Origin of the sequence: Pseudomonas edaphica (genome assembly GCF_965277385.1) — a bacterium.
Taxonomy (GTDB): domain Bacteria; phylum Pseudomonadota; class Gammaproteobacteria; order Pseudomonadales; family Pseudomonadaceae; genus Aquipseudomonas; species Aquipseudomonas edaphica.
In genome coordinates, this window is the sequence record NZ_OZ255725.1 from 1,281,823 (window position 1) to 1,304,182 (window position 22,360).

At 59.2% G+C, this 22,360-nt stretch carries 19 protein-coding genes; 6 read left to right on the forward strand and 13 right to left on the reverse strand.

The annotated features are described in order from the left end of the window. Positions 1–95 precede the first annotated feature (95 nt). From odhB to sdhC, 6 genes are all read right to left on the reverse strand, one after another. On the reverse strand, positions 96–1,319 hold the full coding sequence (odhB, locus tag ACQY47_RS05560) for a 2-oxoglutarate dehydrogenase complex dihydrolipoyllysine-residue succinyltransferase (protein WP_017134446.1): 1,224 nt from the start codon (positions 1,317–1,319) through the stop codon (positions 96–98). Between the two features lie 44 nt (positions 1,320–1,363). Beyond that, positions 1,364–4,195 carry a 2-oxoglutarate dehydrogenase E1 component gene (locus tag ACQY47_RS05565; protein WP_017134445.1) on the reverse strand — a complete coding sequence of 944 codons (2,832 nt, stop codon included), beginning with the start codon at positions 4,193–4,195 and terminating at the stop codon, positions 1,364–1,366. 261 nt (positions 4,196–4,456) lie between these two features. After that, complete coding sequence (locus tag ACQY47_RS05570) at positions 4,457–5,161, reverse strand: succinate dehydrogenase iron-sulfur subunit (protein WP_003172807.1); 705 nt, start codon at positions 5,159–5,161, stop codon at positions 4,457–4,459. Positions 5,162–5,172: 11 nt separating this feature from the next. Beyond that, the gene (sdhA, locus tag ACQY47_RS05575; RefSeq protein ID WP_017134444.1) at positions 5,173–6,945 is read right to left on the reverse strand and encodes a succinate dehydrogenase flavoprotein subunit; all 1,773 of its coding nucleotides are present in this window, start codon (positions 6,943–6,945) and stop codon (positions 5,173–5,175) included. A gap of 3 nt (positions 6,946–6,948) precedes the next feature. Beyond that, entirely contained in the window at positions 6,949–7,317 is a 369-nt protein-coding gene (sdhD, locus tag ACQY47_RS05580; RefSeq protein ID WP_003172805.1) for a succinate dehydrogenase, hydrophobic membrane anchor protein, read from the reverse strand. Continuing rightward, positions 7,311–7,685, reverse strand: a complete 375-nt coding sequence (sdhC, locus tag ACQY47_RS05585; RefSeq protein ID WP_016979564.1) for a succinate dehydrogenase, cytochrome b556 subunit — start codon at positions 7,683–7,685, stop codon at positions 7,311–7,313. Before sdhC ends, sdhD begins: the two co-directional genes overlap by 7 nt. A 364-nt stretch (positions 7,686–8,049) precedes the next feature. Here sdhC and gltA point away from each other — a divergent pair, with 364 nt between their 5' ends. After that, positions 8,050–9,339 (forward strand): citrate synthase, encoded by a 1,290-nt coding sequence (gene gltA / locus ACQY47_RS05590; protein ID WP_017134443.1) that lies wholly within the window; start codon positions 8,050–8,052, stop codon positions 9,337–9,339. A gap of 271 nt (positions 9,340–9,610) precedes the next feature. On the opposite strand, the gene ACQY47_RS05595 is transcribed toward gltA, so the two are convergent. The 3 genes from ACQY47_RS05595 to ACQY47_RS05605 all read right to left on the reverse strand — a co-directional run bounded on the left by ACQY47_RS05595 (position 9,611) and on the right by ACQY47_RS05605 (position 12,660). Then, complete coding sequence (locus ACQY47_RS05595; protein WP_017134442.1) at positions 9,611–11,269, reverse strand: cation acetate symporter; 1,659 nt, start codon at positions 11,267–11,269, stop codon at positions 9,611–9,613. Continuing rightward, positions 11,266–11,577 carry a DUF485 domain-containing protein gene (locus ACQY47_RS05600; RefSeq protein ID WP_017134441.1) on the reverse strand — a complete coding sequence of 104 codons (312 nt, stop codon included), beginning with the start codon at positions 11,575–11,577 and terminating at the stop codon, positions 11,266–11,268. The genes ACQY47_RS05595 and ACQY47_RS05600 overlap by 4 nt, the downstream gene beginning before the upstream one ends. Before the next feature lie 231 nt (positions 11,578–11,808). Continuing rightward, positions 11,809–12,660, reverse strand: a complete 852-nt coding sequence (locus ACQY47_RS05605; protein ID WP_017136250.1) for a glycine betaine ABC transporter substrate-binding protein — start codon at positions 12,658–12,660, stop codon at positions 11,809–11,811. Between the two features lie 332 nt (positions 12,661–12,992). Between ACQY47_RS05605 and ACQY47_RS05610 the strand changes: the two genes are divergently transcribed. Further along, on the forward strand, positions 12,993–14,546 hold the full coding sequence (locus ACQY47_RS05610) for a glycosyl hydrolase family 17 protein (RefSeq protein WP_186617343.1): 1,554 nt from the start codon (positions 12,993–12,995) through the stop codon (positions 14,544–14,546). 113 nt (positions 14,547–14,659) lie between these two features. On the opposite strand, the gene ACQY47_RS05615 is transcribed toward ACQY47_RS05610, so the two are convergent. Next, positions 14,660–15,028, reverse strand: coding sequence for a hypothetical protein (locus tag ACQY47_RS05615; protein WP_099549028.1), 369 nt, complete (start codon positions 15,026–15,028; stop codon positions 14,660–14,662). Between the two features lie 235 nt (positions 15,029–15,263). Between ACQY47_RS05615 and ACQY47_RS05620 the strand changes: the two genes are divergently transcribed. After that, a complete protein-coding gene (locus ACQY47_RS05620) occupies positions 15,264–16,562 on the forward strand; it encodes a serine protein kinase PrkA (RefSeq protein ID WP_017136247.1) in 1,299 nt (432 codons plus the stop codon). Further along, on the forward strand, positions 16,555–17,343 hold the full coding sequence (locus tag ACQY47_RS05625) for an MlaA family lipoprotein (RefSeq protein ID WP_017136246.1): 789 nt from the start codon (positions 16,555–16,557) through the stop codon (positions 17,341–17,343). The genes ACQY47_RS05620 and ACQY47_RS05625 overlap by 8 nt, the downstream gene beginning before the upstream one ends. 35 nt (positions 17,344–17,378) lie before the next feature. On the opposite strand, the gene ACQY47_RS05630 is transcribed toward ACQY47_RS05625, so the two are convergent. Both ACQY47_RS05630 and ACQY47_RS05635 read right to left on the reverse strand, forming a co-directional pair. Then, positions 17,379–19,370: an FUSC family protein gene (locus tag ACQY47_RS05630; RefSeq protein WP_428556384.1), complete on the reverse strand. Its 1,992-nt coding sequence runs from the start codon at positions 19,368–19,370 to the stop codon at positions 17,379–17,381. 65 nt (positions 19,371–19,435) lie between these two features. Further along, the gene (locus tag ACQY47_RS05635) at positions 19,436–20,341 is read right to left on the reverse strand and encodes a DUF808 domain-containing protein (protein WP_428556387.1); all 906 of its coding nucleotides are present in this window, start codon (positions 20,339–20,341) and stop codon (positions 19,436–19,438) included. Positions 20,342–20,474: 133 nt separating this feature from the next. Here ACQY47_RS05635 and ACQY47_RS05640 point away from each other — a divergent pair, with 133 nt between their 5' ends. Both ACQY47_RS05640 and ACQY47_RS05645 read left to right on the forward strand, forming a co-directional pair. After that, positions 20,475–21,080, forward strand: a complete 606-nt coding sequence (locus ACQY47_RS05640; RefSeq protein WP_428556390.1) for a TetR/AcrR family transcriptional regulator — start codon at positions 20,475–20,477, stop codon at positions 21,078–21,080. A 210-nt stretch (positions 21,081–21,290) separates the two neighbouring features. Next, positions 21,291–21,749, forward strand: coding sequence for an REP-associated tyrosine transposase (locus tag ACQY47_RS05645; RefSeq protein WP_099549031.1), 459 nt, complete (start codon positions 21,291–21,293; stop codon positions 21,747–21,749). A gap of 127 nt (positions 21,750–21,876) precedes the next feature. Here the strand turns inward: ACQY47_RS05645 and ACQY47_RS05650 are convergent, their stop codons facing one another. Beyond that, positions 21,877–22,317: a GlcG/HbpS family heme-binding protein gene (locus ACQY47_RS05650; protein ID WP_428556393.1), complete on the reverse strand. Its 441-nt coding sequence runs from the start codon at positions 22,315–22,317 to the stop codon at positions 21,877–21,879. Positions 22,318–22,360 lie beyond the last annotated feature (43 nt).

A 22,360-nucleotide genomic window follows, 5' to 3' on the forward strand; every position in this document is an offset into this window, starting at 1 on the left:
ATAGATCCTCTATTCAGCGACAAGCTTCAAGCGACAAGCTGCAAGCCAAGCTGCTTTTTCCTACAGCTTGTAGCTCGCAACTTGCAGCTGCGTCTTTAGATGTCCAGCAGCAGACGAGCCGGGTCTTCCAGCAGGTTCTTGATGGTTACCAGGAAAGTCACGGCTTCTTTACCATCGATCAGGCGGTGATCGTACGACAGCGCCAGGTACATCATCGGGCGGATCACGACTTGGCCGTTGATGGCCATCGGACGCTGGATGATGTTGTGCATGCCCAGGATCGCAGCTTGCGGCGGGTTGACGATCGGGGTCGACATCATCGAACCGAAGGTACCACCGTTGGTGATGGTGAAGGTACCGCCGGTCATCTCGTCGATGGTCAGCTTGCCGTCACGGGCTTTCTTGCCGAAGCCGGCGATGCCGCCTTCGATTTCAGCCAGGCTCATCAGCTCGGCGTTACGCAGAACCGGTACTACCAGGCCACGGTCGCTGGACACGGCAACGCCGACGTCTGCATAGCCGTGGTAAACGATGTCGCTGCCGTCGATGGAAGCGTTGACTGCCGGGAAGCGTTTCAGCGCTTCGGTGGCCGCTTTCACGAAGAACGACATGAAGCCCAGGCGCACGCCATTGTGGGACTTCTCGAACAGATCCTTGTACTTCGAACGCAGGGCCATGACTTCAGTCATGTCGACTTCGTTGAAGGTGGTCAGCATCGCCATGTTCGACTGCGCTTCAACCAGACGCTTGGCCACGGTGGCACGCACGCGGGTCATCGGTACGCGCTTCTCGGTACGGTCGCCAGCAGCGAACACAGGCGCAGCGGCAGCAGGTGCTGCAGCCTTGGCCGGTGCAGCAGCCGGAGCGTTTTTCTTGGCTTCGACAGCAGCAACCACGTCTTCCTTGGTTACGCGGCCGTCTTTGCCGGTGCCCTTGAGGGACGCCAGGTTGATGCCGTTTTCTTCAGCCAGCTGACGCGCAGCCGGTGCAGCGATCGGGTCTTCACCACCTGCAGCCGGAGCGGCAGCGGCAGGTGCGGCAGCTGGAGCAGCAGCGGCGGCCGGAGCAGGAGCAGCAGCGCCGCCCGCTTCGATCGAGCCCAGGATCTGGTTCGACAGGACGGTAGCGCCCTCTTCAGCCACGATCGCGCCCAGCACGCCGTCAGCTTCGGCCAACACTTCCAGAACGACTTTGTCGGTCTCGATGTCGACGATCAGGTCGTCACGCTTTACAGCGTCGCCTGGTTTCTTGTGCCAGGTGGCAACGGTGCCATCGGCAACCGATTCCGGGAATGACGGGGCTTTGATTTCGATAGCCATTATCTGTGGGTCCTTAAAATTCGGTTTCAGTCAGCGCGAAGGCGTTAAACAGTGAAAGCATCTTGCAGCAGTTTTTCCTGCTGCTCGGCGTGCATCGACGCATAACCACACGCAGGTGCAGCAGAAGCATCACGACCGGCGTACTCCAGGCCCAGGCCTGTTTTGTGGTTACCGATACTGCGACGCAAATGATGCTGGCTGCTGTACCACGCGCCCTGGTTCATCGGTTCTTCCTGGCACCACACCGCGTGGGTGAGGTTGGTGTAAGGCGCGATGGCCTCCATCAGGTCGTCTTCCGGGAACGGGTAAAGCTGCTCGATACGCACGATGGCGATGTCTTCGCGGCCTTCGGCACGGCGTTTTTCCAGCAAGTCGTAGTAAACCTTGCCGCTGCACAGGACCAGGCGAGTGACCTTGGCAGCGTCCAGGGTGTCGATTTCTGGAATCACGGTCTGGAACGAACCGTCGGCCAGATCTTCCAGGGTCGAGATGGCCAATTTGTGACGCAACAGCGATTTCGGGGTCAGCACTACCAGCGGCTTGCGCAGCGGGCGGATCACCTGACGACGCAGCAAGTGGTAGATCTGGGCCGGGGTAGTCGGCACGCACACCTGGATGTTGTGCTCGGCGCACAGCTGCAGGTAACGCTCCAGACGGGCCGAGGAGTGCTCCGGACCCTGACCTTCATAACCGTGTGGCAGCAACATGGTCAGACCGCACAGACGGCCCCACTTGTGCTCACCGCTGGTGATGAACTGGTCGATAACCACCTGGGCACCGTTGGCGAAGTCGCCGAACTGGGCTTCCCAGATCACCAGCGCATTTGGCGTGGTGGTGGAGTAGCCGTATTCGAACGCCAGTACGGCCTCTTCGGACAGGAACGAGTCGTACAGGTCGAAACGTGGCTGGCCTTCGTACAGGTGTTGCAGCGGTACGTAGGTGGTCGCGTCTTTCTGGTTGTGCAGTACCGCGTGACGGTGCGAGAACGTACCACGGCCGATGTCCTGGCCGGTCATGCGGATCGGGTGACCTTCGAACGCCAGGGTAGCGTACGCCATGGTTTCGGCGTAACCCCAGTTGATCGGCAGGCCGCCGGCTTGCATCTTCTGACGGTCTTCGTAGATCTTCGCAACCTGGCGCTGCACCACGAAGCCATCTGGAATTTCCAGCAGCTTGGCGGACAGTTCCTGCAGGGTCTTGAGGTCGAACGAGGTGTCGTGACGCGCCGTCCAGGCGTGGCCCAGGTACGGGCGCCAGTCCACGAACAGCTCTTTGTTCGGTTCTTTAACCAGGCTTTTCACTACATGCAGGCCGTTGTCCAGCGCGTTGCGGTATTCGTCGACTTTCGCCTGAACACGCGCATCGTCAACCACGCCGGCCGTAATCAGGCTGTCGGCGTACAGTTCACGGGTGGTGCGCTGCTTGGTGATCTGCTGGTACATCAACGGCTGGGTGCCGCTCGGCTCATCCGCTTCGTTGTGACCGCGACGGCGGTAGCAAACCAGGTCGATGACCACGTCACGCTTGAACTGCATGCGGTAGTCGATGGCGAGCTGGGTCACGAACAACACGGCTTCCGGATCATCACCATTCACATGGAGGATCGGCGCCTGGATCATCTTGGCAACGTCGGTCGCGTACTCGGTAGAGCGCGCGTCCAGCGGGTTGCTGATGGTGAAACCGACTTGGTTGTTGATGACGATGTGAACCGTACCGCCGGTCTTGAAGCCGCGAGTCTGCGACATCTGGAACGTTTCCAGGACCACGCCTTGACCGGCGAATGCCGCGTCACCGTGGATGGAAATCGGCAGGACCTTCTCACCGGTGGAATCGTTACGACGATCCTGGCGAGCACGCACCGAACCCTCGACCACCGGAGAAACGATTTCCAGGTGGGACGGGTTAAAGGCCATGGCCAGGTGAACTTCACCGCCGGTAGTCATTACGTTGGACGAGAAGCCCTGGTGATACTTGACGTCACCGGAACCCAGTTCGACCTTCTTCTTGCCTTCGAACTCGTCGAACAGTTCACGCGGGTTCTTGCCGAAGGTGTTGACCAACACGTTCAGGCGACCACGGTGAGCCATGCCGATCACGATTTCCTTGGTGCCGTAGGAACCGGAACGCTGGATCAGCTCGTCGAGCATTGGAATCAGGCTTTCGCCGCCTTCCAGGCCGAAACGCTTGGTGCCCGGGTATTTGGTACCCAGGTATTTCTCGAGACCTTCGGCCGCGGTCACGCGCTCCAGCAAGTGGCTGCGCACGTCGGCGGACAAAACCGGACGGCCACGCACACCCTCCAGGCGATGCTGGAACCAGTGGCGCTGCTCGGAATCGGTGATGTGCGTAAACTCAGCGCCGATGGTGCGGCAATATGTCTGCTGCAACGCTTCGTGAATTTCGCGTAGGCTCGCTTCCTCTTTGCCGATGAACAGGTCGCCGGCACGGAAGGTCGTATCAAGATCGGCATTGGTCAAGCCGTAATGATTGATCGACAGGTCAGCAGGTGCAGGACGCTTCCAGAGCCCCAGCGGGTCAAGCTGGGCCGCCTGGTGGCCACGCATCCGGTAAGCCTGGATCAGTCGCAATACTTCAACTTGCTTCTTCTCATGCTCGCTGCTCACGCTACCGGCGGAAACCGGTTGGGCGCGGCGCTGGTTCTTTGCCAGCAGCACAAATTGATCGCGAATTGTTGCGTGCGATACATCGGTGGCAGCGTTGCCGTCTGAAGACAACGTCTGAAATTTGGTGCGCCATTCTTCTGGCACAGCGTTAGGGTCGTGCAGGTAGAGCTCATAAAGCTCTTCCACATAGGCAGCGTTACCACCTGAAAGATAGCCGCTGTTCCACATGCGCTGCATCACGCTTTCTTGCATGCTTGGTCACCCTCGATTTGGGGACACCACCGGCGAAAACACCGAGTTTGCTTGCAAAAGGCCAAGTGCAGCGACCAAAACAAGCCACTTAGGATCACGCTGATAGTTCGGGTACCAACCCGAATGCCCCTGCTTGTCTCATTTCTTCAAAATAAGAGCTGCGGCTTTGTAAGTCGCTGCTCAAGTTAAAACTACGGCGCCGGTTGAAGCCTGCGCCGTAGCATTTACGGGCACAACGGTCCTGCTTTGCTACAACGTCGCTTACACGCCGCTTTGCAGCAGCATGTTACGGATGTGACCAATGGCCTTAGTCGGGTTCAGGCCTTTGGGACATACGTTGACGCAGTTCATGATCCCGCGGCAGCGGAATACGCTGAACGGGTCATCCAGTGAAGCCAGACGCTCGGACGTCTTGGTGTCACGGCTGTCTGCCAGGAAGCGGTACGCTTGCAGCAGGGCAGCTGGACCCAGGAACTTGTCCGGGTTCCACCAGAAGGACGGGCACGAGGTCGAGCAGCAAGCGCACAGGATGCACTCGTACAGACCGTCGAGCTTTTCACGCTCTTCAGGGGACTGCAGACGTTCGATGGCCGGAGCCGGCGTGTCGTTCTGCAGGAACGGCTTAACTTTCTCGTATTGCTTGTAGAAGATGCTCATATCGACCACCAGGTCACGGATAACCGGCAAACCTGGCAGAGGACGAACGATCAGCTTGTTACCTTTAACAACAGCCGACAGCGGCGTGATGCACGCCAGGCCGTTTTTGCCGTTGATGTTCATGCCGTCGGAGCCACAAACGCCCTCACGGCAAGAGCGACGATAGGAGAAACCTTCGTCCTGCTCTTTGATCAGTGCCAGTACATCCAGCACCATCAGGTCTTTACCACCGGTATCGACCTGAAATTCCTGCATGAACGGCGCGGCGTCCTGATCAGGGTTGTAGCGGTAAACACTGACTTTCAACATGGCAGCCACCCTTAGTAAGTCCGAATCTTCGGTTCAAACGTCGGCACCGTCTTCGGCGAGAAGTTCACGGCACGCTTGGTCACGCGCTTGTCACCCGGGAAGTACAGGGTGTGGCACAACCAGTTTTCGTCGTCGCGATCTTCAAAGTCTTCACGGGCGTGGGCACCACGGGATTCTTTACGAACCTCGGCGGCGATCGCAGTGGCTTCGGCCACTTCCAGCAGGTTTTGCAGCTCAAGGGCTTCGATACGAGCCGTGTTGAACGCCTGGCTCTTATCGTTGATCTTGACGTTGGCGATGCGCGTGCGCAGGTCGGCCAGCTGGGCAATACCCTTCTGCATGTATTCGCCGGTACGGAATACACCGAAGTAGTTCTGCATGCAGCTTTGCAGCTCGCGACGCAGGGTAGCCACGTCTTCGCCATCGGTACGCTCGTTCAGAGCGTTCAGGCGCGCCAGGGCGGCCTCGATGTTGGCGTCGGTGGCGTCATCGTATTCGATGCCGTCGGTCAGGGCTTTTTCCAGGTGCAGGCCGGCAGCACGACCGAATACCACCAGGTCGAGCAGCGAGTTGCCGCCCAGACGGTTGGCACCGTGTACCGATACGCAAGCCACTTCGCCTACGGCGAACAGACCGTGGATGATCTCGTCCACGCCTTCGGCGTTCTGGGTGATCGCCTGGCCATGAATGTTGGTCGGCACGCCGCCCATCATATAGTGGCAAGTCGGAACAACCGGCACCGGAGCAACTACCGGGTCAACGTGCGCAAAAGTCTTGGACAATTCGCAGATACCTGGCAGGCGGCTGTGCAGGACTTCTTCACCGAGGTGATCGAGTTTCAGCAGTACGTGGTCGCCGTTCGGGCCACAGCCGTTACCGGCGATGATTTCCTTAACCATCGAACGGGCCACAACGTCACGACCCGCAAGGTCTTTGGCGTTCGGAGCATAACGCTCCATGAAACGCTCGCCGTGCTTGTTGATCAGGTAACCACCTTCACCACGGCAACCTTCTGTAACCAGTACGCCGGCGCCGGCGATGCCGGTCGGGTGGAACTGCCACATTTCAATGTCTTGTACCGGCACGCCAGCACGCAGAGCCATGCCGACGCCGTCACCGGTGTTGATCAGGGCATTGGTGGTCGACGCGTAGATACGACCTGCGCCGCCGGTTGCCAGCACAGTAGCCTTGGCGCGGATGTAGGTGGTTTCACCGGTTTCGATGCAGATGGCGATCACACCGACGAAGGCGCCGTCGGCGTTCTTCACCAGGTCAACCGCGTAGTACTCGTTCAGGAACGTGGTACCGGCTTTCAGGTTGCCCTGATACAAGGTGTGCAACAGCGCGTGACCGGTACGGTCGGAAGCGGCGCACGTACGGGCAGCCTGCCCGCCTTTACCGTAATCCTTCGACTGGCCGCCGAATGGACGCTGGTAGATACGACCTTGCTCGGTACGCGAGAACGGCAGACCCATGTGGTCCAGCTCGAACACGGCGGCCGGGCCTTCCTGACACATGTATTCGATAGCGTCCTGGTCACCGATGTAGTCGGAACCCTTGACGGTATCGTACATGTGCCAGCGCCAGTCATCGTTCGGGTCGGCGGAAGCGATGGCGCAGGTGATGCCACCCTGGGCCGATACGGTGTGGGAACGGGTCGGGAACACCTTGGTGATCACGGCAGTCTTGTGACCGCCCTGGGCCAGCTGCAGCGCTGCGCGCATGCCGGCACCGCCGCCACCAATAATGATGGCGTCGAAGGAAATAGTTGGAATGTTAGCCATGAATCAGATACCCCAAAGAATCTGCACACCCCAGACGAAGTACGCGAACATCGCAACGCCGCAGACTGCCTGGAAGAGAAAACGTACTGCAGTCGCGGACTTGCCCAGCGCCATCGGCGTCAGGTAGTCGGTCGCGATGGTCCACATGCCGACCCAGGCGTGAGCGCCCAGGGCTACAAGGGCCAGCAGACTGAAGATTCGCATCGCATTGTGGGAAAACAGGCCATGCCATTGCTCATAGCCGATGCCCGGGTTTGCGACGAGGTATCCGATCAGGAAAATGAAATAAGCCGCGAGAACGACCGCAGACACACGCTGTGCCATCCAGTCATAGAGGCCCGAACGCGAAAGGTTCGTAACGCTGGTTACCATATCCAAACTCCTGCCAGAACGATCAGCACCACGGAAATGGCGATGATGATTTTCGAGCCCAGGCGGCCGCCTTCCAGCGTCTCACCGATACCCGCATCCATGATCAAGTGGCGCACACCGGCTACCAGGTGATACAGCAGAGCGGACAGGAGGCCCCATGCTACGAACTTGGCCAGCGGGCTGGTCAAGCATGCCTTCACCTCGGCGTATCCTTCCTCGGAACCCAGGGATTTGCTCAATGCATAAAGCATGATGCCCAAGCCCAGGAACAGGATGATGCCGGAAACACGGTGCAGGAACGACGTAACGCCGGTGATGGGGAGTTTGATGGTCCTTAGGTCTAGGTTTACAGGTCGTTGGCTATTCACGGCTTTTTTTCACACTGAAGAGCCCCTAACAATCAGGGCAAAGTTGTTGGGGAGTGCACTGGTCAGGTAAGCACCACCCAGGGAGTGCGACCCCCAATGAAAGCAAGCCCAAAAGCCCTTGGCGGTCGGTGGCCGAGTATAGACAGTTAGGTTACTAATGACAACGCGCACTCCTCACCCTAATAGCGGATTGCGCTGGCGGTATAAAAGGCGTAAATGGCAGTCAATTTCGACGAAAAAGTATGGTTAAAGCCTTCTGGAGCAAGACTTTAGGCAAATTGACATCTGGATTTATATCAATATAGTGGTGCGGGCCCTGCGTGGGGGGTCTGTCTGATGATTTGAAGCATAAATAGGAGGCCACATGGCTGACAAAAAAGCGCAGTTGATCATCGAGGGCGCAGCCCCCGTCGAGCTGCCCATTTTAACCGGCACCGTTGGTCCCGATGTTATCGACGTACGGGGCCTGACGGCCACGGGCCGTTTCACATTCGACCCAGGCTTCATGTCGACCGCCTCTTGCGAGTCGAAGATCACCTACATCGATGGTGACAATGGTATTTTGCTGCACCGCGGCTACCCGATCGAACAGCTTGCTGAACAGTCGGACTACCTGGAAACCTGCTACCTGCTGCTAAATGGCGAATTGCCAACAGCTGAGCAGAAAGCCCAGTTCGTCAGCACCGTGAAGAACCACACCATGGTTCACGAGCAGTTGAAGACCTTCTTCAACGGCTTCCGTCGCGACGCCCACCCGATGGCCGTCATGTGCGGTGTAGTCGGCGCCCTGTCGGCCTTCTATCACGACTCCCTGGACATCAATAACCCGCAGCATCGCGAAATTTCCGCGATCCGCCTGGTTGCCAAGATGCCAACCCTGGCCGCAATGGTTTACAAGTACTCCATGGGTCAACCCATGATGTACCCGCGCAACGACCTGACGTACGCGGAAAACTTCCTGCACATGATGTTCAACACCCCGTGCGAGATCAAACCGATCAGCCCGGTGCTGGCCAAGGCGATGGACAAGATTTTCATCCTCCACGCCGACCACGAGCAAAACGCCTCCACCTCCACCGTACGTCTGGCGGGTTCTTCGGGTGCCAACCCGTTCGCCTGTATCGCCGCCGGCATTGCCGCATTGTGGGGCCCTGCCCACGGCGGTGCGAACGAAGCCGTGCTGACCATGCTCGATGAAATCGGCGATGTGTCCAACATCGACAAGTTCATCGCCAAGGCCAAGGACAAGGAAGATCCGTTCAAACTGATGGGCTTCGGTCACCGCGTCTACAAGAACCGTGACCCGCGTGCCACCGTGATGAAACAGACCTGCGACGAAGTGTTGAAGGAGCTGGGCATCAAGAACGATCCGCAACTCGAACTGGCCATGCGCCTGGAAGAGATCGCCCTGACCGACCCTTACTTCATCGAACGCTCGCTGTACCCGAACGTCGACTTCTACTCGGGGATCATCCTCAAGGCGATCGGCATTCCAACCAGCATGTTCACCGTGATCTTCGCCTTGGCACGCACTGTCGGCTGGATCTCGCACTGGAAAGAAATGCTCTCCAGCCCGTACAAGATTGGCCGTCCGCGCCAGCTGTACACCGGCTACGAGTCGCGTGATATCACCAAACTGGAAGATCGCAAGTAAGCATCTAACTATTTGGTCTTAAAAACGGCCTCCTTTCACAAGGAGGCCGTTTTTATTTGTGCAGGAATTGAGCGCAAGACCTGAGGCCAGCGCCAACCGGGACGCAGAGCATCCATGGCTGTATTCCCACGCAGAGCATGGGAACGATCGACATACAGGCACTTTATTGATGCAAGCGTTGAGAAACTGTTTTGTGAAATCCGTTACCAATAAAAGCAAAAAAATGCCCCGATCTCACGACCGGGGCATTTTTTTGTAGCCGTTACAAATCTTAGTGGTTTACCGCCCCACTCGCCCCCAGGCCAGTCTGCGAACGCACAAACTGCGGGAAGTACAGCGCACGCTCTTTTTCTGCCGCCGCCGACTTGTCAGTGATGGAGAAGAACCAGATGCCGACGAACGCAATGATCATCGAGAACAGCGCCGGGTATTCGTAAGGGAAGATCGCTTTTTCATGGTGCAGGATCGACACCCAGATGGTCGGGCCAAGGATCATCAGGCCAACGGCACTGATCAAGCCCAGCCAGCCGCCAATCATGGCGCCACGGGTGGTGAGGTTTTTCCAGTACATGGAAAGCAGCAGCACCGGGAAGTTACAGCTGGCAGCAATCGAGAACGCCAGGCCGACCATGAACGCGATGTTCTGGCTTTCGAACAGGATACCCAGGCCGATCGCCAACACGCCCAACGCCACGGTGGTGATCTTCGACACGCGAATCTCATCTTTCTCGTTGGCCTTGCCCTTCTTGATCACACTGGCGTACAGGTCATGGGACACCGCCGAAGCACCGGCCAGGGTCAAACCGGCAACCACTGCCAGGATGGTGGCAAACGCCACGGCCGAGATGAAGCCGAGGAAAATGCTGCCACCCACCGCGTTGGCCAGGTGCACCGCCGCCATGTTGTTACCGCCGAGCAAGGCACCTGCAGCATCCTTGAACGCCGGGTTGGTGCTCACCAGCAGGATCGCGCCAAAGCCGATGATAAACGTCAGGATATAGAAGTAGCCGATGAAACCGGTGGCATACAGCACGCTCTTACGCGCTTCCTTGGCGTCACTGACGGTGAAGAAGCGCATCAGGATGTGCGGCAGGCCGGCCGTACCGAACATCAGCGCCAGGCCCAGCGAGAATGCCGAAATCGGATCTTTCACCAAGCCGCCGGGACTCATGATCGCCTCACCTTTAGGGTGAACCTTGATCGCCTCGGAAAACAGCATGTTGAAGTCGAAGTTGACGTGCTTCATCACCATCAACGCCATGAACGAAGCACCGGACAGCAACAGCACCGCCTTGATGATTTGCACCCAAGTGGTTGCCAGCATGCCGCCAAACAGCACATACATGCACATCAGGATACCCACCAGGATCACCGCTACGTGGTAGTCCAAACCGAACAGCAGCTGAATCAGCTTGCCCGCCCCTACCATTTGCGCGATCAGGTAGAACGCCACCACCACCAGCGAGCCACAGGCCGACAGACTGCGGATCTGGGTTTGCCCCAGGCGATAGGACGCCACGTCGGCAAAGGTGTACTTGCCCAGGTTACGCAGGCGCTCGGCGATCAGGAACAGAATGATCGGCCAGCCCACCAGGAAGCCGATCGAGTAGATCAGGCCATCGTAGCCGGAGGTGAACACCAGCGCGGAAATCCCCAGGAAGGACGCCGCCGACATGTAGTCGCCGGCAATCGCCAGGCCGTTCTGGAAACCGGTGATCTTGCCGCCAGCCGCATAGTAGTCGGCCGCCGACTTGTTGCGTTTGGACGCCCAGTAGGTGATGCACAACGTCGCGCCGACGAAGACCACGAACATCAGGATCGCTGCAACGTTCAGCGGTTGTTTGTGCACTTCACCGGTCAATGCATCCGCCGCCCAAACGGCGGGCGCAAAGACCGAAGCGCCAAGTACAGCCAATAGACGACGGATCATTGCGCAGCCTCCTTGAGAATCGCATTGTTCAGGTCGTCGAATTCGCCGTTGGCGCGTCGTACATAGATGCCGGTGAGGACAAAGGCCGAGACAATCAGGCCGACCCCGATGGGGATGCCCCAGGTGATGGATGAGCCGGGGCTGAGTTTGGCCCCCAGTATTTGTGGCCCGTAGGCAATCAACAGGATGAAAGCGGAGTAAAGCCCTAGCATGATCGCCGAGAGAATCCAGGCGAACCTTTCCCTTTTTCTGACCAGCTCCTTGAAACGCGGGCTGTTTTGAATCGAGAGGTAAATGCTGTCGTTCATTGTTTTTATCCTCGCAGCACAGCTTTTTATTATTTTGGAACATATCCACTGTATGCGGCTGCGGAACAGGTTCCAGACGACCTTAGTAGTAGAGGGAGTGTAGCGAGGGTTTACGGGCGTGCGAGGCTAATGTGGGAGCGGGCTTGCCCGCGATGGCGGTGTATCAGTCAAAACATCTGTGACTTATACGCTGCCATCGCGGGCAAGCCCGCTCCCACAAGGGTTAGTGCTTTATTTTGCGGTCCACTCGGCGACACGTTCAGGGTGCTTGGCGACCCAATCCTTGGCCGCAGCATCAGGCTTGGCGCCCTCTTGAATTGCCAGCATCACTTCGCCGATTTCGTCCTTGGAGGCCCACTGGAATTTCTTCAGGAAAGCGGCGACTTCCGGCGCTTTCTTCTCCAGGCCCTTGCTGCCGATGCTGTTGACGGTCTCAGCAGCACCATAAATCCCTTTTGGGTCGTCCAGAAAGCGCAGTTTCCACTTGGCGAACATCCAGTGTGGCACCCAGCCGGTCACCGCAATGGATTCCTGCTTGTCTTCGGCACGGGTCAGCTCGGCGATCATCGCAGCGCCCGAACTGGCTTGCAGTTTGTAGTCCAGGCCATAGGCCTTGATGGCTTCGTCGGTCTTGAGCATCACGCCTGAACCGGCGTCGATGCCGACGATCTTGTTCTTGAAGGTGGTGTCGGTCTTGAGGTCTTCGATGGACTTGGCTTTAACGTACTCCGGCACGATCAGGCCGATCTTCGCATCCTTGAAGTTGGGGCCGTAGTCGACCACCTTGTCCTTGTTCTTGGTCCAGTATTCACCGTGAGTCACGGGCAGCCAGGCGGAGAGCATGGCGTCGAGTTTGCCGGTAGCTACGCCCTGCCACATGATCCCGGTGGCGACCGCTTGCAGTTTCACGTCGTAACCGAGTTTTTCCCTGATCACCTCGGCTGCCACATGGGTCGTGGCAACGCTGTCGGACCAACCATCTACATAGCCGATGCTCAGGGTTTTGCTGTCGGCGCTGGCCAGTGTGGAGCCCATCGCAACTACCAGAGTGGCAGCTGCGCCCAAGAGTCGTCGCATCTTCATAATACTTCCCCGAAAGTGCTGCGCTCGGCGGATGCCGAGCGACGTCAACCTGTTGTTATAGGGTGCATCGCGCCCCCTTCACGCGCGTCGATCACGGTGGTGCGCCGCCAGTGGAGTGCTGACACTTCGATCATCAACCTGCCGGGGCCTTGGACCTGCTCTGTCAGCGACCTCGGGTAAGCAAGAAACGACATCACATCGCCAGCAGGACAGTTCCTAGGACTTGGCGTCAATTTCCCGCCCGAACTTTGCATGTCTAAATTATGCAGCCCCACTGGGACGGGCCAAATCCGGGTAAGATGCGCGCCTTTGCTCCCCCAGATAAGCTGACCATGCCCGCGACTGCCCGCTTCCCTGCCCTGCCCTATTTCTGCGCCTTGATCCTCGGCGTGCTTGCCCTCGTCGGCTATTGGTACGGCCTTGGCCGACCGGTGGTGTTGCCGGATGTGGCCAGTGCCAGCCACAAGATGCAATGCGCGTCCTACACGCCGTTCGACAAGGACCAGTCGCCGTTCGACCAGCCGTTCAAACTGCGCCCTGAGCGCATGGACGCCGACCTGGCGCTGCTGGCCACCCGTTTTGAATGCATCCGCACTTATTCCATGACCGGCCTGGAAGCACTGCCTGGCATGGCGCGCAAGCATGGTTTGAAGGTGATGGCCGGCGCTTGGGTCAGCAGTGACCCGGTGGCCACCGAAAAAGAAATCAAAGAACTGATTGCTGCTGCCAATGCCAACCCCGATGTGGTCACTTCGGTGATCGTCGGTAACGAGGCCCTGCTGCGCAAGGAAGTCACCGCCAAGCAGTTGGTGACGCTGATCCATCAGGTCAAAAGCCAGATCAAGCAGCCGGTCACTTATGCCGATGTGTGGGAGTTCTGGCTGCAACACCCGGAAATCGCCCCGGCGGTGGATTTCCTGACCATTCACCTGCTGCCCTACTGGGAAGATGACCCGTCGGGCATCGACCAGGCCCTCAAGCATGTGGGGGATGTGCGCCAGACCTTTGGCAACAAATTCGCCCCTAAAGATGTGCTGATCGGCGAGACCGGCTGGCCCAGCGAAGGCCGCCAGCGCGAAACCGCGGTGCCGAGCCGGGTCAACGAGGCCAAGTTCATGCGTGGTTTTGTGGCCATGGCCGAGGCCAATGGCTGGCGCTACAACCTGATCGAAGCGTTTGACCAGCCGTGGAAACGCGCCAGCGAAGGTGCAGTCGGTGGTTACTGGGGCTTGTTTGACGCCGACCGCCAGGACAAGGGCATCCTTGCCGGGCCGGTGAGTAACGTGCCGTATTGGCCGCTGTGGCTGGGCATCGGCGGCCTGATTCTGCTGGGCACTCTGGCACTGGGCGGCCGGGTGCGCAGCGCGCGTGCCGCATTCATGCTGCCATTACTCGGCGTAGTGGCCGCCTGCTCCATTGGCACCTGGGCCGAGCTGACCCGTGTCACAGCACGTTTCAACGATGAATGGGTGTGGGCGGGCTTACTGGTGGTGTTGAACCTGTTGGTACTGGCCCATGCCGCGCTGGCTTTAAGCGCTCGGGAAGCTTGGCGGGAACGCGCCTTCACTTGGCTGGAGCAACGCGCAGGTTGGCTGGTGGCAATTGCCGGGTTCGCCGGTGCAGTGATGATGCTGGCGCTGGTGTTTGACCCGCGCTATCGCAGCTTCCCAAGTGCGGCACTGGTATTGCCGGCACTGGTTTACCTGGTTCGCCCGGTCACCGGCCCGCGTCGGGAGATTGCGCTGCTGGCCTTCATTATTGGCGCCGGCATTGCGCCGCAGCTGTATCGCGAAGGCTTGCTGAACCAGCAGGCGTGGGGTTGGGCGGTGGTCAGCGGGTTGATGGTTGTAGCGTTGTGGCGTTGCTTGCGGGTGCGCAAAGCTTAAAAATGCTATCGCAGGCAAGCCAGCTCCCACATTCGACCGCATTCCATGGGATGCACCCAATCTAATGTGGGAACTGGCTTGTCGAATCGTCGCACCGCTGCGATGAGGCTCTATCAGACGCCCCGAGGCTTCCTAACCAACCGCAACCCCGCAATCACCACCGCAAACACCGCAAACGTGGTGTTATACAACGCCAGTGCCGGCAACCCGAACACCATCCCCAACACCGCCAAACCCCAGCCCGCTCGCCCCGGCACAAAAAACGCCAGCACCGACGTGACCAATGCGGCCCAGCCCAATACCTTGAAGTGAATCATCAGCCCCAGGTTCGAGCGCAACTGGCATTCCCAGCGGCTGGCCTCGTCAACGCAGACCCCCACCCACTGGCCGTCTTCCATAAACCCGTAACGGGCGCCATAACTGGCGGCCAACCATAACGGCAGGGCAATAAGCAGCAGGATCAGTGGCAAACGACGGGACATGGGGTACTCCGATAGGCAAAAACGGCGCTCAGCTTAATGCGCCGGCAGCCGTTAGCAAGGCGCATACACACAATTAGTGTTCATCAATGCATGGCAACGTGTATCTTCTGGCTACTATTACCCCGATTCCGTGGTTTTTTCCGACTTTTAGTGCCGAGGGCTGGCACTTCGGTGGCAACGCGGTGGTCATAGCCTGCGAACTTCATTCAGCACGTTTCCTCTTAGGGATTAAGTCATGCTCCGTTCCTTGCGCTGCGCTGCCTTGCTGGGCAGCCTATTTTTGAGTGCGTCAGCACTGGCCGTCGATATCGACCCAGCCAGCTATGGCTACCCTTTGACCAACCCGTTCGAAGCGACTATCGCCACCACTCCGCCGAATCTGCGCCCGCAATTGCCGAGCGACGACGAGATCAACCAGTCCGACTACAGCCTGACCATGCGCCCTGAGCGCCAGTTCAGCCTGCCGGACAACTTCTGGGCGGTGAAGAAACTCACCTACCGCATCGCCAAGCAAGACCACGCCGCACCGCTGATTTTCCTGATTTCCGGCACCGGTGCGCGGTATGACAGCAGCATCAACGAATACCTCAAAAAGCTCTATTACAAAGCTGGCTACCACGTGGTCCAGTTGTCCTCGCCCACCAGCTTCGACTTCATCGCCGCGGCTTCGCGCTTCGCCACTCCCGGCATTACCCAGGAAGACGCCGAAGACATGTACCGCGTGATGCAGGCGGTGCGCGCGCAGAACTCCACGCTGCCGGTGACCGACTACTACCTCTCCGGCTACAGCCTGGGCGCTTTGGACGCGGCATTTGTGAGCAAGCTCGACGAGACCCGCCGCAGCTTCAACTTCAAGAAAGTGCTGCTGCTCAACCCGCCGGTCAACCTCTACACCTCGATCACCAACCTCGACAAGCTGGTACAGACCGAGGTCAAGGGCATCAACAACACCACCACGTTTTATGAGCTGGTGCTGAGCAAGCTGACCCGTTACTTCCAGCAAAAAGGCTACATCGACCTCAACGATGCCCTGCTCTACGACTTCCAGCAGTCCAAGCAGCACTTGACCAACGAACAGATGGCGATGCTGATCGGCACCTCGTTCCGCTTCTCGGCGGCCGACATTGCCTTCACCTCGGACCTGATCAACCGTCGCGGCCTGATCATCCCGCCGAAATACCCGATCACCGAAGGCACCAGCCTCACGCCGTTCCTCAAGCGTGCGCTGCAATGCGACTTCGACTGCTACCTCACCGAACAAGTGATCCCGATGTGGCGCGCGCGCTCCGACGGCGGCAGCCTGCTGCAACTGATCGATCAGGTCAGCCTGTATGCCCTCAAGGACTACCTGCACGACAGCCCGAAAATTGCCGTGATGCACAACGCCGACGACTTGATCCTCGGCCCTGGCGACCTGGGTTTCCTGCGTAAAACCTTCGGCGATCGCTTGACCGTCTACCCGTTGGGCGGCCACTGCGGCAACCTCAATTACCGCGTCAACGCCGACGCCATGCTGGAGTTCTTCCGTGGCTAAATATCTTCTGCTGCTTGCCGCCTTGATGTGCGCAGGCGTGGCCAATGCCGACAACAGCAAGGCCCACGAGCCGGTCAAAGTCGGCGCCGACGGCTTCAAGGAACCGCTGACCAAACTCAAGTTCAACCCGGGCCTGGACCAGCGTGAATTCGAGCGTTCATCACTGACGGCACTTAACGTCTATGACCCGCTGGAGTCGTGGAACCGCCGCGTGTACCACTTCAACTACCGCTTCGACCAATGGGTGTTCCTGCCGGTGGTCAACGGCTACACCTACGTCACTCCCAGCTTCCTGCGTACCGGTGTGAGCAACTTCTTCAACAACCTGGGCGATGTGCCCAACCTGGTGAACAGCCTGTTGCAACTCAAGGGCCACCGCTCCCTGGAAACCACCGGGCGCCTGCTGCTCAACACCACCATCGGCATCGCCGGCCTGTGGGACCCGGCTACCGCCATGGGCCTGCCACGCCAGAGCGAAGACTTCGGCCAGACCCTGGGCTTCTACGGCGTCCCTGGCGGCGCCTACCTGGTGCTGCCGATCTTCGGCCCCTCGAACCTGCGTGACACTACCGGCCTGATCGTCGACTACGGCGCCGAGACCGAGATCAACTTCCTCAACGTCTCCAAGGTCAGCGAAAACCACCCGGAAATCTGGGCTTTGCGCGCCGTCGACAAGCGCTACCAGACCAGCTTCCGCTACGGTCAGATGAACTCGCCGTTTGAGTATGAAAAGGTGCGGTATATCTACACCGAGTCGCGCAAGTTGCAGATCGCCGAGTAACCTCCCTGCAGGAGCTGGTTCGCCAGCTCCTGCTGCTATATGCCTCGCTGACACCACTTGCGCCAGGTAAACCGCAACTGCAGCACCGCCGCCCTGGCCATCTCCCGATCCTGCTCCGTCAACCCCGACGGCTGCTCAAGTGCTTGAAGCAGTGCAGCACTTGGCCCATCCAACATCCCCGCCGTTGCCAAGCCTGGCCCCGCGTGCCTGAGTATCACCGCCAACTGCCGCAGGTAATCATCACGCACGCCAGCCAACGCGCCCTGGCTGCCCGCAAGGCTTGCACGCAACTCCAGCAACTCATCACCCAGGTCCAACCCGAGCAGGCCATTATCCCAATGGGTACGACGCTCGGCGGGCAAGGTTTGGCTGTAGCGTGACAGGCGAATCAAGCGATCGGCCATGCGCCCGCCAAACCAGCTCTCGGCTTGCTCCAGAGGGCGCGAAGTCAACTGCGCCAAATCGAACAACGAAGCCTTGAACATACGCCGGTAGTGTCGCTTGCCAGGGTTGAGCTGGATCAGGCGAAACACCAGCACCGCAATCCCGACGCCCACCAAGGTCGCGATGGCCTTGTTGAGGAAGGCGGCAATGTCGTAGCTCATCAGGTTACTCGGCCCGACGTTGTTGACGAAAAAGATGCAAAACGCCGAGGCTGTGGCGGCCAGCTTTACCCGGCTCATGCACAACGAGGCAAAAAACAACGGCACGCCTAATGCCACGCATAACAGCGCGAAAGCATCAAACCCGGGCAACAAGGCAAAGCGCACAAAGCCGGCTATCGGGATCGACAGTGCAATGCCCTTGAGAAAATTGAGGCCCGACGCAGAAGGGTTTTCCCGCGCGGCAAACAGGCTCAAGACCACGCCGCTGATCGACACTGCACCCAGGCCCGACGGCCAGTCGGTAAAAATCCAGAATGCCGCAACGGCCAGAAACGCCAAGGCACTGCGCAGCCCACCGAGCACGCCTTGCTCGATATCCCGATGCCAGGACAGGGCGCCTGGCGCACCGGGTGGCACCGTGCCGGCTTCGACGGCCGCCAGGGTCACTGTGCCCACGTCAATCAAGCGCAGCACCTCGGCCAATTGCACCAGGCAAAAGCGCGCCTCCGCGCTCAAACGTGGATCACCCAGCGCCAACCTCAGGCGCTGCGAGAGTGCAGGCAGCGCATCGGGCCGCTCTTGCTGTAGCGTCGCGGCCACCTCGTCCACCCAAGGCGCCACGCGGGTCGCATCTTCCAGCATCAGTCGCTGCCGTGCCACGCCGCGGGCCGCGCGCAAGAGTCCCAGCAAGTCCCGGCTCAGCACCCGCAGCGCCTGGGATCTGCGCCGGCCCTTGGGGCCTTCGAACCAGGCATGGTCACGCTGGGCATCAACTGCAACCAAACGGCCCAGTGCTTCGAGCAACCCCTTGCGCTGATCGGTGCCCAGCAGCTCCGACGCCGCGGCGCGCAGGCCCGCCTGCCAGGCCGCACGGCCTTGAACCGCCAGCGTCTGCTCAACCCGGCGCGGCCATAAAATCGTGCTGGCGATAGACGCGCAGAGAATCCCCAGGCTGATTTCCTGGCAACGGGCTACCGCCTCATCGAAAACCCCAAGCGGCGCCGCAGTCGCAGGCAGCGCGATAATCGCCGTGGTGTAGCCCGCCAGCACAAACCCATAAGAGGCGTGATTGCGCAGCAACGACGCGCCTGTGGTGCAAAACGCCAACCACAACGCCATGCACAGTAGAAACAACAAAGGCGCTTGGCCGAAGACAGCAATCATCACCACCGAAGCCGCCGCGCCCACAAACGTGCCCAGTAACCGATAGGCACCCTTGGCCAAGACCATGCCGCTGGTGGACTGGCCGACGATAAATACCGTGGTCAGCGCCCATTGCGGCTGCTGCAAGTCCAAGCAAAAGGCCAGATACAACGCGACCCCGCCGGCGATCATGTTGCGCAACGCAAACAGCAGATCGTCCCGCGAGGGCGCCAGGGTGGCTTGCCAGAAGTCAGGCAGTTGAAACGTGGAAAGCTTCATTCAGCGAACACATAGATAGCTAGCTAATGATTAGCATAGTATCTATATACCCGCCAAATGCCAATCTAGCGTTTCAGCACGCGCCACACTTTGCCTACCAGTGAAACCACGGCCAGCACCAGCGCCCCGGCAATAATCCCGGCCACTGCGTTGAGCAACGTAGGCATCAACCACGCCACCGCGCCGACACTCTGGCTGAGCGTCTCGATCCAGTGATGCACCACCGGCACGCCATGGGTGAGTATGCCGCCGCCGACCATGAACATCGCCGCTGTGCCGATCACCGACAGGCTTTTCATCATGTAAGGCGCGGCGCGCAAGATCGCCCCACCGATACTGCGAGCCGCCTGGCCGGGCTTTTGCGTCAGCCACAGACCCAGGTCATCGAGCTTGACGATACCGGCCACCAGCCCGTACACGCCAATGGTCATGACAATGGCGATGCCCGACAGCACTATCACTTGCTGCATCAAAGGCGCATCCGCAACGGTACCCAGGGTGATGGCGATGATTTCCGCCGAGAGGATGAAATCGGTGCGAATTGCACCTTTGATCTTGTCCTTCTCAAATGCCACCAAGTCAGTCGCCGGATCAGCCACGGCTTCAACCAGGTGAGCCTGTTCTTCGGTGCGTTTATGCAAGAAGGTGTGCGCAAGCTTCTCAAAGCCTTCAAAACACAAATAGGCGCCGCCGAGCATCAACAGTGGCGTGACCGCCCACGGCGCAAAGGCGCTGATCAGCAATGCCGCCGGCACCAGGATCAGTTTGTTGACAAACGACCCCTTGGCCACCGCCCACACCACAGGGATTTCCCGCTCGGCGCGCACGCCGGAAACCTGCTGGGCGTTGAGTGCCAAGTCATCGCCCAGCACGCCGGCGGTCTTCTTGGCGGCCATTTTGGTCATCAGCGCAACGTCATCGAGTACGGCGGCGATATCGTCGATCAATACCAACAAGCTGCTTCCTGCCATCAATCGGGCTTCCATAAGAATGAGAAACGCCGAGCATAGCGCGGCGCAAAGCTTTACGGGCGCATTCTTGAGGCTCGCGGATAGCCGGTGCTACCATGCACAACCGCCGATCTGGCAAGGAAACTCCTGGTTTATGAGCACCATTCGCGAGCGCAATAAAGAAAAGATCCTGCGGGCGGCCAGCGAGGAGTTTGCCGACAAGGGCTTCGCCGCGACCAAAACCAGCGACATCGCCGCCAAGGCCGGGCTGCCCAAGCCCAACGTCTATTACTACTTCAGGTCCAAGGACAACCTCTACCGCGAGGTGCTCGAAAGCATTATCGAGCCGATCCTGGCCGCCTCCACACCGTTCAACCCCGAGGGCGAGCCGGCGGTGGTGCTGAGCAACTACATCCGCTCGAAAATCCGCATCTCCCGCGATTTGCCGTTTGCGTCCAAGGTGTTTGCCAGCGAAATCATGCACGGCGCCCCGCACCTGAGCCCCGAGCAGATCGAGCAGCTCAACGCCCAGGCCAAACACAACATCAACTGCATCCAAAGCTGGGTAGATCGCGGCCTGATCGCCGCCATAGACCCCAACCACCTGATGTTCAGCATCTGGGCGGCGACGCAGACGTATGCCGATTTTGACTGGCAGATATCGGCGGTGACCGGCAAAGCCAAGCTGGATGAGGCGGATTATGAGGCGGCGGCGCAAACGATTATTCGGTTGGTGTTGAAGGGGTGTGAGTTGGGTTGATGGGCCGAGGTGCCGGTGCTATTCGCGAGCAAGCCCGCTCCCACATTTTGATCCGCGCGAGACATAAATTGTATTAACACCGCAGACCCCATGTGGGAGCGGGCTTGCTCGCGAAAGCGCCCATCCAGACACATCCTGCCAAAAGCCTGCCGATCAGCATCAGCCACCGAGATCTAGCCTCTCAGAACCCATCTGAAGAGAGGCCATGGAATGCCTGATCTAGCGACTTCACACCGCCTGCGCATCGGGCGGTTCAGCGAACCGAACCGCGTCTACCTGATCACCACCAACACCCAGGAGCGAGTCCCACTATTCGGCGACTTTCACCTCGGCCGCCTGGTGGTCTGGCAGTTCAGACTGGCCCAATACCAAGGCCTGGCTAATTCATTGGCTTGGGTGGTGATGCCAGACCATTTCCACTGGCTGATCGAACTGCAAAAAGGCTCGTTGGGGGATTTGATGTGTCAGGTGAAATCCAAAAGTACGCGATCGGTGAATGGTGCAACCGGGCGCAAGGGCCGGCTTTGGCAAACCGGTTTTCATGATCGGGCACTGCGCAGGGAGGATGATTTGGTAAAAATGGCCAGGTATGTGGTGGCCAATCCACTGCGAGCAGGGTTGGTAGAGCGGATTGGCGACTATCCGTTGTGGGATGCGATTTGGGTTTAAAGCCAAGACCGGGTCGCCGCCTTCGCGAGCAAGCCCGCTCCCACACTTGACCGAGTTCCACCTTTGGAATGCAGCCAAGTGTGGGAGCGGGCTTGCTCGCGAAGAGGCCCTTACAGTCACCACAGAATCAAGCAGAAACCCCCGCATCCGCCAACAACCCCACCCCCTCGATCGCCGTAATCGCGCATTGCTCATCAATATCCGAGGTATCTCCGCTGACCCCGATCGCCCCCAGCACCAGCCCGTCCTGATTCCGTATCAACACACCACCCGGTGCCGGCACCACGCTGCCCTGCCCCAGGCTGTTCAACGCGGCGATAAACGCCGGGCGCTGCTGTGCGTCCAGCGCCAGCAGGCGCGAGCCCTTGCCCAGTGCAATCGCGCCCCAGGCCTTGCCGATGGCGATTTGTGGGCGCAGCAGGCTGGCGCCGTCTTCGCGTTGCAGGGTGATCAAGTGGCCGCCGCTGTCGAGCACCGCGATGGTCAGCGGCGCAGCCGAGATCGTGCGGCCTGCGGTGAGGGCCTGACTGGCCAGTTGGGTGGCAAGTTTCAAGGTTAAAGCGCTCATGGTGCCGTCCTTCTTTTGTTATTGGGAATGCGGTGGAGGTCTG